This window comes from Anaerovibrio sp., assembly GCF_051866355.1.
GTDB lineage: Bacteria > Bacillota > Negativicutes > Selenomonadales > Selenomonadaceae > Anaerovibrio.
Genome location: NZ_JBJDWZ010000051.1, coordinates 1 through 14604 on the forward strand (window position 1 = coordinate 1; position 14604 = coordinate 14604).

The 14604-nt window shown below is 53.6% G+C and carries 14 protein-coding genes; 10 read left to right on the top strand and 4 right to left on the bottom strand.

What is annotated here, in order from left to right; translation table 11 throughout:
* The first annotated feature begins 344 nt into the window (after positions 1–344).
* The 4 genes from ACI3UA_RS02945 to rd all read left to right on the top strand — a co-directional run bounded on the left by ACI3UA_RS02945 (position 345) and on the right by rd (position 2799).
* On the top strand, positions 345–488 hold the full coding sequence (locus ACI3UA_RS02945; protein WP_439723336.1) for a hypothetical protein: 144 nt from the start codon (positions 345–347) through the stop codon (positions 486–488).
* Between the two features lie 174 nt (positions 489–662).
* Entirely contained in the window at positions 663–1580 is a 918-nt protein-coding gene (locus ACI3UA_RS02950) for a YitT family protein (protein ID WP_439723337.1), read from the top strand.
* 82 nt (positions 1581–1662) lie between these two features.
* The gene (locus tag ACI3UA_RS02955; RefSeq protein WP_439723338.1) at positions 1663–2514 is read left to right on the top strand and encodes a PHP domain-containing protein; all 852 of its coding nucleotides are present in this window, start codon (positions 1663–1665) and stop codon (positions 2512–2514) included.
* A gap of 126 nt (positions 2515–2640) precedes the next feature.
* Positions 2641–2799 (top strand): rubredoxin, encoded by a 159-nt coding sequence (gene rd / locus ACI3UA_RS02960; protein ID WP_439723339.1) that lies wholly within the window; start codon positions 2641–2643, stop codon positions 2797–2799.
* A 115-nt stretch (positions 2800–2914) separates the two neighbouring features.
* On the opposite strand, the gene ACI3UA_RS02965 is transcribed toward rd, so the two are convergent.
* Together ACI3UA_RS02965 and ACI3UA_RS02970 are read right to left on the bottom strand one after the other, a co-directional pair.
* The gene (locus ACI3UA_RS02965; RefSeq protein WP_439723340.1) at positions 2915–5944 is read right to left on the bottom strand and encodes an efflux RND transporter permease subunit; all 3030 of its coding nucleotides are present in this window, start codon (positions 5942–5944) and stop codon (positions 2915–2917) included.
* On the bottom strand, positions 5941–7059 hold the full coding sequence (locus ACI3UA_RS02970; RefSeq protein ID WP_439723341.1) for an efflux RND transporter periplasmic adaptor subunit: 1119 nt from the start codon (positions 7057–7059) through the stop codon (positions 5941–5943). The genes ACI3UA_RS02965 and ACI3UA_RS02970 overlap by 4 nt, the downstream gene beginning before the upstream one ends.
* Before the next feature lie 352 nt (positions 7060–7411).
* Here ACI3UA_RS02970 and ACI3UA_RS02975 point away from each other — a divergent pair, with 352 nt between their 5' ends.
* The 3 genes from ACI3UA_RS02975 (at position 7412) to tadA (ending at position 9433) form a co-directional block, all read left to right on the top strand.
* Entirely contained in the window at positions 7412–8365 is a 954-nt protein-coding gene (locus ACI3UA_RS02975) for a malate dehydrogenase (RefSeq protein ID WP_439723342.1), read from the top strand.
* A 246-nt stretch (positions 8366–8611) separates the two neighbouring features.
* On the top strand, positions 8612–8890 hold the full coding sequence (locus ACI3UA_RS02980) for a hypothetical protein (protein WP_439723343.1): 279 nt from the start codon (positions 8612–8614) through the stop codon (positions 8888–8890).
* 30 nt (positions 8891–8920) lie between these two features.
* Positions 8921–9433, top strand: a complete 513-nt coding sequence (tadA, locus tag ACI3UA_RS02985; protein WP_439723344.1) for a tRNA adenosine(34) deaminase TadA — start codon at positions 8921–8923, stop codon at positions 9431–9433.
* Between the two features lie 97 nt (positions 9434–9530).
* Here the strand turns inward: tadA and ACI3UA_RS02990 are convergent, their stop codons facing one another.
* Both ACI3UA_RS02990 and ACI3UA_RS02995 read right to left on the bottom strand, forming a co-directional pair.
* Positions 9531–10235, bottom strand: a complete 705-nt coding sequence (locus ACI3UA_RS02990) for a tetratricopeptide repeat protein (RefSeq protein WP_439723345.1) — start codon at positions 10233–10235, stop codon at positions 9531–9533.
* Between the two features lie 57 nt (positions 10236–10292).
* The gene (locus tag ACI3UA_RS02995) at positions 10293–11438 is read right to left on the bottom strand and encodes an HAD family hydrolase (protein WP_439723346.1); all 1146 of its coding nucleotides are present in this window, start codon (positions 11436–11438) and stop codon (positions 10293–10295) included.
* A gap of 154 nt (positions 11439–11592) precedes the next feature.
* Between ACI3UA_RS02995 and ispE the strand changes: the two genes are divergently transcribed.
* The 3 genes from ispE to glmU form a co-directional block, all read left to right on the top strand.
* Positions 11593–12459: a 4-(cytidine 5'-diphospho)-2-C-methyl-D-erythritol kinase gene (gene ispE / locus ACI3UA_RS03000; RefSeq protein ID WP_439723347.1), complete on the top strand. Its 867-nt coding sequence runs from the start codon at positions 11593–11595 to the stop codon at positions 12457–12459.
* Between the two features lie 120 nt (positions 12460–12579).
* The gene (locus ACI3UA_RS03005; protein ID WP_439723348.1) at positions 12580–13281 is read left to right on the top strand and encodes a GntR family transcriptional regulator; all 702 of its coding nucleotides are present in this window, start codon (positions 12580–12582) and stop codon (positions 13279–13281) included.
* A 70-nt stretch (positions 13282–13351) separates the two neighbouring features.
* Positions 13352–14604: bifunctional UDP-N-acetylglucosamine diphosphorylase/glucosamine-1-phosphate N-acetyltransferase GlmU (glmU, locus tag ACI3UA_RS03010; RefSeq protein ID WP_439723349.1), on the top strand; the 1253-nt coding region annotated here is incomplete at its 3' end.

Consider the following 14604-nt stretch of genomic DNA (forward strand, 5'->3'; position numbering starts at 1 on the left):
CTCCGGGCTTTTGTAGCTGGTGCCCTTCAGGGCGTTGGCCAGTGATAACAGCCTGTGGCTGGGGCGGCCCTTGCTGTCCGTCTCATTGAAATAGTGCCTGAAAACAGTGTCTCTTACCTGTGTGTTGCCCATGCTCTTCCCCTCTCATTATAACAAAAAACAATAAAAACCGATAGTGCTTTGCAGAATATGTCAGGTGTATATCTGCCTTGATTTTATCATAGTTTGTCAGGTGACAATATGGGAACAAGGTCAAATTCACCTGCAATATATATAATGCAAAAAAAATTGAATGTGTAAATAGACTATCTTGGCTGGGAGATTTGGCTGGGAGTAAGACAAAGATGAAAAAGGTTATGATGCAGTGGGATGATAATTCTTCCGAGATAAAAGAAAATATGGAAATGCTGCGCTGTCTTCTGCAGCAGTCCGAGGTGCTGGCAAAGCGTGTGGAGAAGGGAAAGGATAATGTGTGGTATAAATTTTGATGCGAAGGAATATGAAAGAAGGATTTTGCTGTCGTCAGGGGCTGGCGGCAGTTTTCTTTTGCCGTGATTTTGGCCATGATATAGAAAATATGTTTATAAATTTCCCGCCGTGTGGTATGATGGAAGCGGGGATATATTTTTGTGATTTATGCTGTGTTGTGCAGGCAAGGGGGGATGAGCATGATAAGAAAAAGGACTATGCGGCGCAGGGCGGTCCATTATGCGGGAATTACGCTGGGGTGCTTTATCGCCAGCTGTTCCATCAATCTGTTTCTGGTGCCGTCGCATCTTCTGACCGGCGGTGTAACGGGCATTGCTATTATTTTTTACTATCTGGCAGAGCTGCCCATCGGTGTGCAGACGCTTTTGTACAATATTCCGCTTCTGGTGGCGGCATGGAAGCTGATGGGCGAAAAGTACACGATTGATATCATCATCGGTACGGTTATTTTTTCGCTGTGCCTTGATGCGACGCAGTTTTTGAATGCGTATCTGCCGGTGGAGGATGTGATGCTGGCGGCGATATTCGGCGGTGTGTTTAACGGCATCGGCTATGGCATTGTGTTTCGCATGGACGGCAGTACAGGCGGCTTTGATATTATCGGTGCGATTGTCAAGAAATACTATTCACTGCACATGGGCGGTGTGATTTTTGGCTTCAACTGCCTGATTATGCTGGCGGCGGCTTTTCTGTTCGGCGTTACACCGGCTATGTTTACGCTCATCAGCATGTTCATCAATGCCATGGTGACGGATAAGGTTATTGCGGGCTTCAACAGCCGCAAGGCGGTGCTGATTGTTTCCGGCAAGGCAGAGCGGATTGCTGAGGAAATCATTGTGGAGCTGGGGCGCGGCGTAACATTTTTGCACGGGCAGGGAGCTTTTACTCATCAGGAGCGGGATGTGATTTTTGTGGCGGTCAAGCTCACCCAGGTGGCGAAAATCAAGCTGATAGCCAACGAGGTTGATGCCCATGCCTTCATGATTATCATGTCTGCCAACGAGGTGATGGGCAGGGGATTCAGCAGGCCGGCCTCGCGCCCGGTAAGCGAGGTAATCCATGAGCCTGATAACCGGGTAGAATACAAGTAGGTAATTGAATCATTTTGTGGAACTTTTGGACTAATAGTAGTATAATGTCGGTATATGATATTATAAACGAGGGAGTGACTTTATGATAGATTTGCATGTGCATTCGACTGTTTCCGATGGCAGCTACAGTCCGTCCGGCCTGGCAAGGCTGGCCAAGGAAACCGGGGTGGAGGCCTTTGCCCTGACGGACCATGATTCCATTGCCGGTGATGCAGAGGCGGCGGCAGAGGCGGACAGGCTGGGCGTAGGCTTTATCAACGGCATGGAGATGACCATGGCGTATCGCGGCCGCAAAATTCATGTGGTGTGCCTGGGCTTTAATCCTGAAAATGACGCATTTCAGAAACTTTACAGCCGTCTGCGGTATATTAAGGAAGAATCAATGGTCGATGTGGTGGATGTGCTTCGCCGCAGGGGCATTGAAATTGATATGGAAATGGTAAAGCGGCATGCCTCCGTGCATCTGGACAGGTATGCCATCATGCGTACCATTGTGGATTTGAACGTTTTCGACGGCATCCAGTATATATGGGACAATTACCTGAATCCTGCTGTCAAGGAGGTTGGCGTGGCAGGTGATATTCCTGCCGAGGAGGCTCTGCCGGCAATCCGTCAGGCGGGCGGCGTGACGTCGCTGGCGCATTTTCACAAGCTGATTGGCCTGAAGGGGCAGTCGCGGGCGGAGCAGGAGGAGTCCATCAGGGAGCTGATAGGCTTCGGGCTTACCGGCATGGAGCAGTATTACCCGAATTATACCGATGAGGACAGGGCCTTTGCCAGCGCCATGATTGAGAAATACAGCATGCTGCCGACGGGCGGTACTGATTTTCATGGGGCCAACAGGCCGGGCATCCTGCTGGGAACGGGCTTTGAAAAAAATATGAATACTCCACTTAAATTTTTGGAGGACATTCGGGAAAGCTGCCGGAGATAACCGTGTGTGATGTGGGCTGCCGTGTCAGCCATGCTTCTCTCATTGCCGCTGTCTGTTGCTTTTGACGGCGCGGCAGGGAGACTTATGGCCGGGTAGCTTTGTATTATATATTTAGGAGGGTTTATTATGAAGACTTGGGTTTGCGATGTATGTGGCTGGGTTTATGATGAGGCGGCCGGTGATGCCGAGCACGGTATTGAGCCGGGGACTGCCTTTGCTGATTTGCCGGATGATTTTGTCTGCCCGCTGTGCGGCGTAGGCAAGGATCAGTTCTCCGAGCAGTGAGCCTTGGCAGTTGAGCGCTGATTGATTGCTTTTTAACTGAGACACAAAAAATACCCTGTCCGGCAACTTGACCGGACGGGGTATTTTTGTGCCGTTATGCTGAGCATAACAAGCCTTATTTCGTTATGCCGTATGCCGTCGCATACATGACAGGCAGTACCAGCAGTGTCAGCACGGTTGCCACCAGAAGACCGCTGGCGATTACCACTGCCATCGGCCCCCAGAAGGTGCTGGTCATCAGGGGCAGCATGCCCAGTATGGCGGCTGCGGCCGTCAGCATGATAGGGCGGAAGCGCAGGACAGCCGAATCTATGACGGCATCCCACGGCGCTTCGCCGTCAGCCAGATGCTTCTGAATCTGGTCTATCAGGATGACTGAGTTGCGGATAATCATGCCGCTGAGGGCCAGTACGCCCAAAATAGCCACAAACCCCATCGCCTGGTCCAGAAGCAGCATGCCAAAGGCCACGCCGATAATGCCCAAAGGGGCTGTCAGCAGGGTCAGCAGCATGTCCCTGCCGTTTCGCAGCTGGAACATCAGCAGTGTCATGATAATAAAGACCATGGCCGGTACAGGTACCAGCAGATATTTCATGGAATCGTCACTGTCAGACTGGGCGCCCTTCATCTTGATGCTGTAGCCAAAGGGGAGATTGCCGCGTATGTCACTGATAGCCTCAAAGGCTTTGACCGTGGCATCATTGGCGGTGCCTTCCTTGATATTGGCCTGCACGATGATGGTCGGCAGCATGTTTTCGCGCTTTATCAGCCCGTCCTCTGCCTGAAAGGAGATTTTTGCCAGCTGCTCCAGCGGCACATAGCCGCCTGCCGAATATATCGGCAGCTCTTTTATGCGGGAAAGGTCGCTTCTGTCTATATCCTTCAGCCGCAAGTCCACGCTGATGGTTCTGTCCCCGGCGTAGAACTGGGCGGCAGAAGCGCCGCTGAGCTCCGTGTAGGCCGTTTTGGCCACGGCCTGCGGTGACAGGCCCAGCTCGCGGAGCTTGGCCTGGTCAAAATCCAGATGCAGTACCTTGGATTTTTCGTTCCAGTCCAGATTGACGTCATAGTTGTTGGTGTCCTCTGCCAGCCTGTCGGCTACCTGGGTGGCAATGTGCCGCACCTTTTCCTTGTCATAGCCGGAAACGCCCAGCATTACAGGATAATCGGCCGGCGGCCCTGTCTGGATAACAGAAATCTTGCTTCGCACCTCCGGGAAGGCATCTGCCAGCTGGTCGCGGATTTTTTTCATGAGGGCATCGCGATTTTTTGGCTCCTTAGCTACCACAACAAACTGGGAAAGGTTGTCGGCAGGAAGCTCCGGGTCAACTGTCAGCACGAAGCGGGGACAGCCTTCGCCCACATAGTAGGTATAGTTTTCAATTTCATCAGCGTGCTCTTCCAGAAAGCTGGCAAAGCGGCTGGCCGTGTCGGCGGAGGCCTTTTTGGAGGCTCCCTCCGGCAGTTCCAGCTTTATGAGGATTTCCGGACGCACGGATGGGGGAAAGAATTCTTCCTTGATTAACCCCATCAGTCCGATGGAAACTGCAAAAAGGGCCGCAGTCGATGCAAGCACAGTTTTTCTATGTTCAAGGAACCAGCAGAGAACCTTGCGGAACAGCACATAGAATCTGCTCTGGTACGGATCGTGCTCTGCTGCGGCGCTGGACGGCCTGATGAGATAAAAGCCAAAAAGCGGGGCGACCATGACGGATACTACCCAGGAAATAACCAGCGCCATGCCGATGACAGGGAACAGGGAGCCGCAGAACTCCGCAGCCATGCCGTCGGAAAAGCTGACAGGGATAAAGCCGGCACAGGTAATCAGGGTACCTGTCAGCATGGGCTTGGCTGTGGCCCTGAAGGCATAGCAGGCGGCCTCGAAACGCTCATGGCCCCGTTCAAGCTGGACGCTCATCTGCTCTACGGCAATAATGGCATCATCCACCAGCAGTCCCAGGGAAATAATCAATGCTCCCAGGGAGACCTTGTGCAGATCAATGCCGAAGATGTACATGCCACAGAAAACGGCCGCCAGCACCAGAGGGATACAGCCGGCTACCACCATGCCTGTGCGCAGGCCCAGGCTCATGAAGCTGACTGCCAGTACGATGATTACGGCTTCCCGCAGTGTGCTGATAAAGTCGTCGATGGATTCCGTCACCACCGCCGGCTGGTCAGAAACCTGATGTATTTCCAGGCCGGCGGTCATTTCTGACTGGATGGCATCCATGTGTTTTTTCAGTTCGTTGCCCAGGGTTATGATATTGCCGCCGGTTTCCATGGATACGGCGATGCCGATGGCAGGCTCGCCGTTGTAGTACATGGCCGTATCGGCAGGGTCGGCATAGCGCCGCTCCACCGTGGCGATGTCACCCAGAAAGAAGGTCTTGCCCATGGCGCTGACAGGAGTGCGCCGGATAGCTTCAAGGTCGTCAAAGCTGCCGCTGTAGCGCAGATAAACGTTGTCACTGCTTGTCTCTATCATGCCGGAGGGGGTCATTTCGTTCTGGGTATTCAGCGCATCTGCCAGCACCTGGGGGCTGATGCCCAGCTCGGCCAGCTTTGCACTCTCGATTTCCACGTAGACCTTTTCCGTCTGCACGCCCAGAAGCTCAACCTTCTGCACCTTGTCGATGGTGGCCAGGCGGCGCCTGATGCGCTCGGCCTGCTGGCGCATTTCCTCCATGGAGTAGCCGTCACCGGTCAGGGCATAGATGGAGCCGAACACGTCGTCAAAGCGGTCATTGTAATACGGGCCATAGACCCCGGCAGGCAGCTCCCGCTCCAGATCACGGCCAAAATTGCGGACATCGCGCCAGGTATCGCGGATGGTGGAGCGGTCCACATCATCGCGCAGCACCACGTAGACATAGGTGGTGCCTGCCCGGGTGGTGCTGTCCACCTGCTTGACGCCGGGCAGGTCGCGGAACTTGGATTCCAGCTTGTCAGTGACCTGCTCCTCCATCTGTTCGGCCGAGGCTCCCGGCCAGGCGGCGCTGACAATCATTTCGTTGATGGTGAAGTTCGGATCCTCCATGCGTCCCAGCCGGGAGTAGAAGAAAATCCCGCCGATGGCGGCAACGATAATAAAATACCAGATAAGTGATTTGTTTTTCAGGGAAATTTCCGTTAGATTTCTCATTTATTGTCCTCGTTGTTGTCCTCTGACAGACGTACTTTTGTGCCTTCGTGCAGCTTGTGGACACCGGCTATTACGACGATATCCCCGTTGTCAAGGCCGCGTACCTTCAGCTGATTTTTGTCAAAATCCTCGACCTGCACGGCTTTGAGGGAAAGGGTCAGATTGCTGGCATCCACCACCCAGACGCATGGCTGGTCGCCGGTCTGATAAATAGCGGCCATAGGCAGAAGCACAAAATTGCTTGCGTTGGACACCGGCAGCTGCTTGCCGGCGGCACTGCCGCTGGTGATTTTGGCAGAGGCGGTCATGCCCAGCATCAGGCCCCTTGGCGGCTGTGGCAGGGCAATGCGGATGCGGTAGGTTCTTGCCACTGTGTCCGCCATAGGTGAGATTTCGCGGATTATGCCGGTGACGGTCTGGTTGTTCAGCGACCAGAAGGATACCTCAACCTCCTGTCCGAGAGCCGCGTCACCGATGCGGTTTTCAGGCAGGTTGACCTCTACCTCAAGCTCATCGGTCTGGACAAGGCTGACTACCTGCTGACCGGCGGCTACCACCTGGCCGACCTCGGCCGTGACGGAGGAAATAACCCCGTCCGTGGCGGCAATCAGCTTGGAGTAGCCTACGGCATTCCTGCCCTGCTTGGCAATGGCCACTGCCTGATTGTAGGAAGCCTCCGCAGCGTCATAGGAGGTCTGGTACTGCTCCAGCACGCTGGCAGACACAGCCTCCTGCTCGTAGAGGGCCTTGTAGCGGTTCAGGTTGGAGCGGGCCAGATCCAGCTGTGCCCTGGCGGCGGCAACCTGTGCCTCGCCCTGAGTTGCCTGCTGTACTACATCGCGGCTGTCTATGGTCATGAGCACATCGCCGGCATGCACATAGTCGCCAGCCTGCACAAAGCGCTGCAGGATGCGCCCGCCCACCTGGAAGGACATAGGAGTTTCGTAGCGCCCCTTGACAGCGCCGGGATAATTCCCCTCGCTGACGCCTGCGCCCAGGGAGATTGTTTTTGTTTTTACCAGCGGGCTGTTTTCTGCGGCAATCTCCTCATTGCCGCAGCCGGTCAGCGCCGCTGCAAACAACAGACAAAGGAAGAACAAAAATAATTTTTTCATAAGACAAGTCTCCTTTGAACCAATTCAATAACATGTTCTTTCTTTAATTCTACCAAATCTATAAGAATTAAACAACAATAATATGGAATATAATAAATTTGCAGTATATAGGTACAACAAATTTGCAGGAAATTTTGCTATCTAAGGCTATTAATCCATGTAATGCCGGAGCGTAACTAAAAAATATTCTCATTTGCGGTTATATTTGCGCAATGGATACCGTCAAATAGTATATTTTACGATGGTTTATCACATTTTACTTGTATCTGCCATAGATATTTGTTATAATATCATTAGTTAAAGAGTCAGGCTGTCAGGGGCGGCCTGTCACAATAAAAGGAGGAATTGTTAAATGAAAGTAACAGTTGTAGGCGCAGGTAATGTAGGAGCAACAGCAGCTAACGTGATTGCCAGCGCAGGTTATGCTAGTGAAGTAGTTCTTCTCGATATCAAAGAGGGTGTATCCGAAGGCAAGGCAATGGATATGATGCAGACCTCCCAGATTCTGAACTTCGATACCACCATTACCGGTGTTACCAACAACTATGAGGCTACTGCAGGCTCCAAGGTTGTTGTTATCACCTCCGGTATTCCTCGTAAGCCTGGCATGAGCCGCGAGGATCTTATCGGCGTAAACGCTGGCATCGTAGGCAGCGTTATCGAGCAGGCTGTCAAGTATTCTCCGGATGCCATCTTCATTGTAATCTCCAACCCGATGGATGCTATGACCTATCTGGCACTGAAAAATTCCGGTCTGCCGAAGAATCACGTAATCGGCATGGGCGGTATGCTGGATAGCTCCCGTTTCCGTTATTTCCTGTCCCAGGCACTGAAGAAGAAGGGCATTCCTGCTACCCCTACCGACATTGATGGCATGGTAATCGGTGGCCATAGCGACAAGACCATGGTTCCGCTGGGTTCCATTGCAACCTACAAGGGCATTCCTGTATCCCACTTCCTCGATGAGGCAGAGCTGGAGGATGCTATCGCTCAGACCAAGGTTGGCGGTGCAACCTTGACGAAGCTGCTGGGCACCTCCGCCTGGTATGCTCCTGGCGCAGCTGCAGGCGAGCTGGTTAAGTCCATCATCACCGATGGCAAGAAGCTCATTCCTTGCTGTGTATACCTGGAGGGCGAGTATGGTGAGGATGACCTCTGCATCGGCGTTCCTGTAATCCTGGGCGAGAACGGTGTAGAGCAGATTGTCGAGCTGAAGCTGGAGGGCGTTGAGAAGGAGCGTTTTGCAGAGTCCGTAGCTGCCGCTCGCAACACCCAGAACAACCTGGGCGATGCTCTCAAGAAGTAATCAGTTACTAGCTTTCGTTTAAAACTAGCATAACCGGATGGAGCCTGCAGATTTTCTGCAGGCTCTTTTTTCGTGATTTGAAAATATAGGAAAAAAGGCTTAATTGGAGGATTTTTTGTAACGATATATTATTAGAGGCGTATAAAGTGCAAAGGCTTTCCGGTGAGCATGGTTTTTTGGCTGATGGGTTGACTGTTGCATAGCGTAATGGCGTGGCAGGCTGAGGGACGAAAGGCGGTGGTTATCATGATGAGCAAGGTAGACAGGGTGAACAGAATAAATGGCGTTAATCTGGATGTAAACAGCCCGTGGCTGCAGCGGCGAAATCGTGATGACCAGAGTGGCGGCGAGGGCAGCTTCAAGGAAATGCTGCAGAACAGCATGGCGCGCCGCAGGCGCGAGGAGAGTGCGGCACAGGTTTCCGAAGCGGCTGTCTGGGAGGGCAGCAGTGCCACCCAGTCGCTGTTTTATGAAAATGGCGTGGATTTGGATTTTTTTTACAGACTGCGTACCGGCATGAGGTAGTCCGGGCGTGTGCAAAGTGATGGTGATTAAATGGTACTGGATGATAAATATTACATGCTGCTCGCCCTGGCAGAAGCGAAAAAGGCTTACAGCCTGGGGGAGATTCCTATAGGTGCCGTCCTTGTGAGCAATGAGGACGGCACTGTTGTGTCTGCCGGCTACAATCTGCGGGAAAGCAAAAAGGACGCGACGGCGCATGCGGAAATGGAGGCCATAAGGAGTGCCTGCCGCCGCCTGAACCGCTGGCGCCTCAGCGGACTTACCCTGTACGTGACGATTGAGCCGTGCGCCATGTGCGCGGGGGCTCTGGTAAACAGCCGCATTGACCGGCTGGTGTACGGCAGTGCCGAGTCAAAGTTCGGCGCGGTGGAATCCATCTTCAACGTGGTAAACCACAGGCTGCTGAATCATCGTCTGGCTGTTACTGCCGGGGTCATGGAGGATGAGTGCCGCCAGCTGATGAAGGATTTTTTCCAGATGCGGCGGGCTCAGAACAAGGCAAAAAAACAGCAGAAAAAAAATACCCCTGCTGACGGCAGCTGAGCACGCCGTCGGCGGGGGTATTTTGCATGTACATGTATTTATATGTATGTATATTTATTGATATGTGCGCATATATACGTGCGCATATACGCGTGGGTCAGATATCCCAGTGCAGGTTGTCGGGATTTGGCGTGGCCTTGTCAATTTCGGCCAGAATCCAGGAGACATTTTCGTGCTGTGCCTCAAAGGCATGTTTCAGCTTTTCCTGATTGACAGGCGGCAGCTCCATGGCATGCAGGGCCATGTGCATGTAGTCCTTGGCAATCAGGGCGGTGCCGCGCTCTGCGGCCAGCTGTGCCTTGAAGCGGTAGCCGTAGTACAGATAGCTGTTGTGAGGGGCCGGGATATCCTTGAAGGATTCGATGCGCTCGTCAGCTTCGGCCTCCGCTTCCTCGGTGCGCTTCATCAGATGCAGGAGATTCCAGCGGTCGGCCCACAGCTCGCCCCGGAGGATGTAACGGTACAGAAAATCGGAATTTTCTGCGGTTTCCAGAGCCAGGTTTATGTATTTCAGGGCATCCTCGTAGCTTTCAGCGTCCCTTTCCAGCTGGCTGAGGTGCTGCAGGGCGTAGGTCTTTTCCTCAATGTCCTCGCCGTTTTCCTCGTCAGGCTCCACGTCGAGCACAGACAGGAACAGCTCCTTGGCCGCTTCCGGGCGGTTCAGCTCCGGCATGGCCAGAAAATGTGCCAGCCTCGCCCGGCAGTGCCAGTCACCGTAGCCGCCCTCAAACAAATTTTTAGGCGGCCGGGCGCTGGTTTCCAGCACGGTGTCCACCAAAATATCAAACTGTTCCTTATCCATAGCTGAGTACATTCCTTTCACATTCATCATAATTATATTTCATATCACATATCCACATCAGTATTGCAATGGTATCTGATTCATAATCAGCAGTATTGCGGCAAATACGCCCAGCAGTATGGGCAGCAGGGAGCCGTAGGCCGGCAGGCTGGCCAGATTCAGCAAAAACACGACGGACAATATCACAAGCAGGTTGCAGGCTATGCAGATAAGCCGGCCTGTTTTTTTCTTGCCTTCAGCCACCCGGCAGATGCCTTTGGCCGTGGCAATGGTACCCAGGCTGTTGGTGTGAATCAGCACGTCGGCCATGGTTTTTACGGCCTCGTCGGCGTACTCCAGGGCAAAGCTGAGCTGGGCGCTTTTGATGGCACCCTCGAATTTCATGGTTCTGCCTGCCGCCCCGATGACCTGACCGCCGGTCTGCATCAGCAGGAGCTCCTTTGCCTTGCCCATGCTGTCAAGCTCACTGCGTATCTGGTCGATGGTGGATGGCCTGCTGTAGCTTTTGGCAGTGGAGCGGTTGGCACCGGTCAGGATGGTGGTTTTGATGCCCATCTCCCGCAGGAAGCTGATATCCCCCGGCACGCTCCGTTTCAGCTTGTCGTGGAGGGTGATAAAGCCGCGGCAGAATTTGCCGATGGCTACAAAGACGATAATCTGCCCCTTGTAAGCCAGCTGATCGGCCTTTGTAAAAAGCTCGGCCGGGATGTCGATGTTCTGCTCCTGCAGAAATGCGGCAGAGCCGAGGCTCAGGGACTGGCGGTTCATCAGGGCTTCCACGCCCTTGCCGGGAACCGGGTTGGAGGCAGAAACATCAGGCAGGGCCAGTCCTCTGACGCAGGCCTCTTCCACGATGGCCTCTGCTACCGGGTGGTCAATGCCCTTTTCAATGGCAGCGGCCAGCGCCAGCAGGCGGGCCGAGGAAATGCCGTTGGGAAAAATGTCGGTTACGGCAGGCGCGCCGTAGCTGATGGTGCCGGACAGGTTTACCGCCAGCTCCTTCAGCTGGGTCAAAAGCGGCAATACACGCAGGTTTTTGACCTCAATTTTCCATTTTTTCAGCAGTCTTTTTGTCTGCCAGGGCAGCAGAAGCCTGTCGAGAAAAGCCCACAGGCAGTTAAAAAGCAGAATTACAACAGCCGCAATCAGGCACAGCCTTGTCGGATTGTCCTCTATTGATATACACGCCAGTATATATTCCACACAATCACCTTCCAGCAAAAAACTTCATCTAAGATATTATCCTTTTCCGGTGAAGAAAAGTCAATAATCTTTTAATAACACTTGAAGAAAAGCCAAAAAATTGATAAAATTTATGAGTGATATGCAAAATTGGACTGTAGGATGTGTTGGCGTTTTGATAACACTGGATGCAAATGCAAAAATCAATTTGACACTGGATATTCTCGGCCTGCGTGAGGATGGCTATCATGAGGTGGCCATGGTTATGCAGGAGGTCAGTCTGCACGATACGCTGTCCCTGAAAAAAACAGGGGCAGGTATTCAGCTGTCCATAGCTATTGAGGGGCAGAAGGGAACGTTGCCGGCGGACGAAACAAATCTCTGCTGGAAGGCCGCGTCCCTCATGCAGCAGGAGTATGACCTGCCGGGCGGTGTCAGCATAGAGCTGGTGAAGCGCATCCCTATGGCGGCCGGACTTGCCGGGGGCTCCGCAGATGCGGCAGCTGTGCTGAAAGGCATGAACCGGCTATATGAGCTAGGGGCATCGGAGGAAAAGCTCTGCGAGCTGGGGGCAAGGCTTGGCTCCGATATTCCATTCTGCCTGCTGGGCGGCACCATGCTGGCTGAAGGCAGGGGTGAAAGGCTGACAAGGCTGCCGGATTTTCCGGAGACCTTTGTGGTTCTGGCCAAGCCGGAGGTAGGGGTTTCCACTGCCTGGGCGTACAAGACCTATGATGCCGGCTACGATGGCCCTCATCCCGACAACGGGGCGATGCTGGAGGCCATCAGGGCGGGAAGCCTTGACAGGGCGGCCGGTCTTTTGTGCAACGTGCTGGAGGGTGTCACTGTCAGAAAGCATGCCATCATAGATTCCTACAAAAAAACCATGTTGCAGCAGGGGGCTCTGGCCAGCATGATGTCCGGCAGCGGCCCTACTGTGTTCGGTCTGGCAGGGGACGAAGCATCTGCCGGAAGAATTGCGGCGGCCATCAGGGCGCTGGATGCCGGGGCCGCGGTGTATGTGGCGAAAACTGTGGTATGACGCCGCCGTTTGTCAGGCGTTATATTGTTGGGGATGAGGTTTTCCGGTTCAGTATTGGCTGGCAGGCAGCTGCAGGGCTTTTCTGCCGGGGTATTTGGGAATAGAAGGATTTTGATTTAGATGGAAAAAAAGCTGACACCAATAAAATTGGATAGTTACCAGCCTCTCAGGGAGGTTGTGTGTGAAACCCTGCGTGACGCCATCCGCAAGGGTGTGCTGGCACCGGGGGAAAGACTGATGGAGATTCAGCTGGCGGAGGAGCTGGGGGTAAGCCGTACCCCTGTCCGTGAGGCTATCCGCAAGCTGGAGCTGGAAGGGTACGTCATCATGATGCCGCGGCGCGGCACCTATGTGGCAAATTTGTCCATACGTGATGTCAATGAGGTGTTTGAGATACGCACTTCGCTGGATTCGCTGGCCAGCGGTCTGGCGGCAGAGCGCATTACCGATGAGGAGCTGGAGCAGCTGCAGCGGCTGCTGGTGTCCATCGGTGAGTACATTGAGGAAGGCGATATAGACAAGATTGTAGAAACTGATATGGAGTTTCACGATCTCCTGTATCAGGCCAGCCGCAACTCGCGCCTGGTTGGGATTATTTTCAACCTGCGGGAGCAGCTGACGCGCTTCCGTTCCACCTCCATGTCCTATCCCGGGCGTCTGAAAGCTACCCATGAGGAGCATTGCCGCATTGTGGAGGCGATAGCCAAGGGTGATGTCAAGGAGGCACAGGCGGCCTCCGAGTATCACATGGAGCAGGCGGAGCATACCCTGCTGGCCAGCATGGAGGAGCTTAAAAAGAAGGCAGGCAAGGCGGCCAAGTAAAATAATAGTTCATGTCAATATGATTCATATTAGTGATAAATAATCTTTATTGTATTTTGGAGGCAATATAATGCTGGATTTAGTTACCATAATTTTGGCGGCAGGCAAGGGAACGCGCATGAAGTCCAAACTGCCAAAGGTTCTGCACAAGGCGGCAGGCAAGCCGATGCTGCAGCATGTACTGGATGCTGCCAAGGGCGCAGGAGCTAGACGCAATATCGTGGTTGTGGGCTTTGGCGGCGAGCAGGTAAGGGAAGCCATGGGCGAGCAGGCGGAGTTCGTGGTGCAGGCGGAGCAGCTGGGCACCGGCCATGCTGTCCGTCAGGCGGAGCCTCTTCTGCAGGATGAGAAGGGAACCGTGGTGGTTCTCTGTGGTGATACGCCGCTGGTTACTGCCGATCTGATTACAAGGCTCTGCGAGGGGCACAAGGCGGCAGGAGCCAGGGCTACCGTGCTGACTGCCATCATGCCTGATGCCACCGGCTACGGCCGCATTATCCGCACTGCGGAGGGCGATGTGGCGCGGATTGTTGAGCAGAAGGATGCTACCGAGGAGGAGCGCCAGGTCAGGGAGGTAAACTCCGGCATTTACTGCTTTGAATGTCAGGATTTGTTTGCGGCGCTGGAAAAGGTTGGCTGCGACAACGCCCAGGGTGAGTATTACCTGCCGGATGTGCTGGAGATTATACGCGAAAAGGGCGGCAAGCTTCATGCCGTGGCGGCAGATGATTATGAATCGACGCTGGGCATCAATTCACGGGTTCAGCTGGCCGGAGCGGAGAAGATTCTCCGCCGCCGCAAGAACATTGAGCTGATGGATAACGGCGTCACTATCATGGACCCTGACAGCACCTTTATAGATGCAGATGTCGAGGTTGGCGCGGATACTGTTATTTATCCGTTTACCTGGCTTGAGGGCAAAACCGTTGTAGGCGAGGGCTGTGAGATAGGCCCTGACAGCCGTTTCAGCGATGCGAATATCGGTGACAACGTGACGGCCCAGTTCACCTACGGTCATGAGTGCGTGATTGACAGCGGCGTTACCATGGGGCCTTATGTGCATATCCGCCCGAATTCCCATATCTTCAGTGATGTGAAGATTGGCAATTTTGTGGAGGTAAAGAATTCCAATGTAGGCGTCGGCACCAAGCTGCCGCATCTGCAGTATATCGGTGATTCTGATGTGGGCTCCAACGTAAATCTGGGCTGTGGCACTGTAACCGTCAACTATGACGGCAAGCTGAAGCACCGCACGAAGATTGGCGATAATGCCTTTGTGGGCTGCAATACCAGCCTGGTGGCTCCTGTCAGCGTAGGCGAGGG

What these genes read in the sequence shown, in the direction of transcription:
- ACI3UA_RS02945 (WP_439723336.1), top strand. Translation starts at nt 345, where the DNA reads ATGAAAAAGGTTATGATGCAGTGGGATGATAATTCTTCCGAGATAAAA.
- ACI3UA_RS02950 (WP_439723337.1), top strand. Translation starts at nt 663, where the DNA reads ATGAGCATGATAAGAAAAAGGACTATGCGGCGCAGGGCGGTCCATTAT.
- ACI3UA_RS02955 (WP_439723338.1), top strand. Translation starts at nt 1,663, where the DNA reads ATGATAGATTTGCATGTGCATTCGACTGTTTCCGATGGCAGCTACAGT.
- rd (WP_439723339.1), top strand. Translation starts at nt 2,641, where the DNA reads ATGAAGACTTGGGTTTGCGATGTATGTGGCTGGGTTTATGATGAGGCG.
- ACI3UA_RS02965 (WP_439723340.1), bottom strand. Translation starts at nt 5,944, where the DNA reads ATGAGAAATCTAACGGAAATTTCCCTGAAAAACAAATCACTTATCTGG.
- ACI3UA_RS02970 (WP_439723341.1), bottom strand. Translation starts at nt 7,059, where the DNA reads ATGAAAAAATTATTTTTGTTCTTCCTTTGTCTGTTGTTTGCAGCGGCG.
- ACI3UA_RS02975 (WP_439723342.1), top strand. Translation starts at nt 7,412, where the DNA reads ATGAAAGTAACAGTTGTAGGCGCAGGTAATGTAGGAGCAACAGCAGCT.
- ACI3UA_RS02980 (WP_439723343.1), top strand. Translation starts at nt 8,612, where the DNA reads ATGATGAGCAAGGTAGACAGGGTGAACAGAATAAATGGCGTTAATCTG.
- tadA (WP_439723344.1), top strand. Translation starts at nt 8,921, where the DNA reads ATGGTACTGGATGATAAATATTACATGCTGCTCGCCCTGGCAGAAGCG.
- ACI3UA_RS02990 (WP_439723345.1), bottom strand. Translation starts at nt 10,235, where the DNA reads ATGGATAAGGAACAGTTTGATATTTTGGTGGACACCGTGCTGGAAACC.
- ACI3UA_RS03005 (WP_439723348.1), top strand. Translation starts at nt 12,580, where the DNA reads ATGGAAAAAAAGCTGACACCAATAAAATTGGATAGTTACCAGCCTCTC.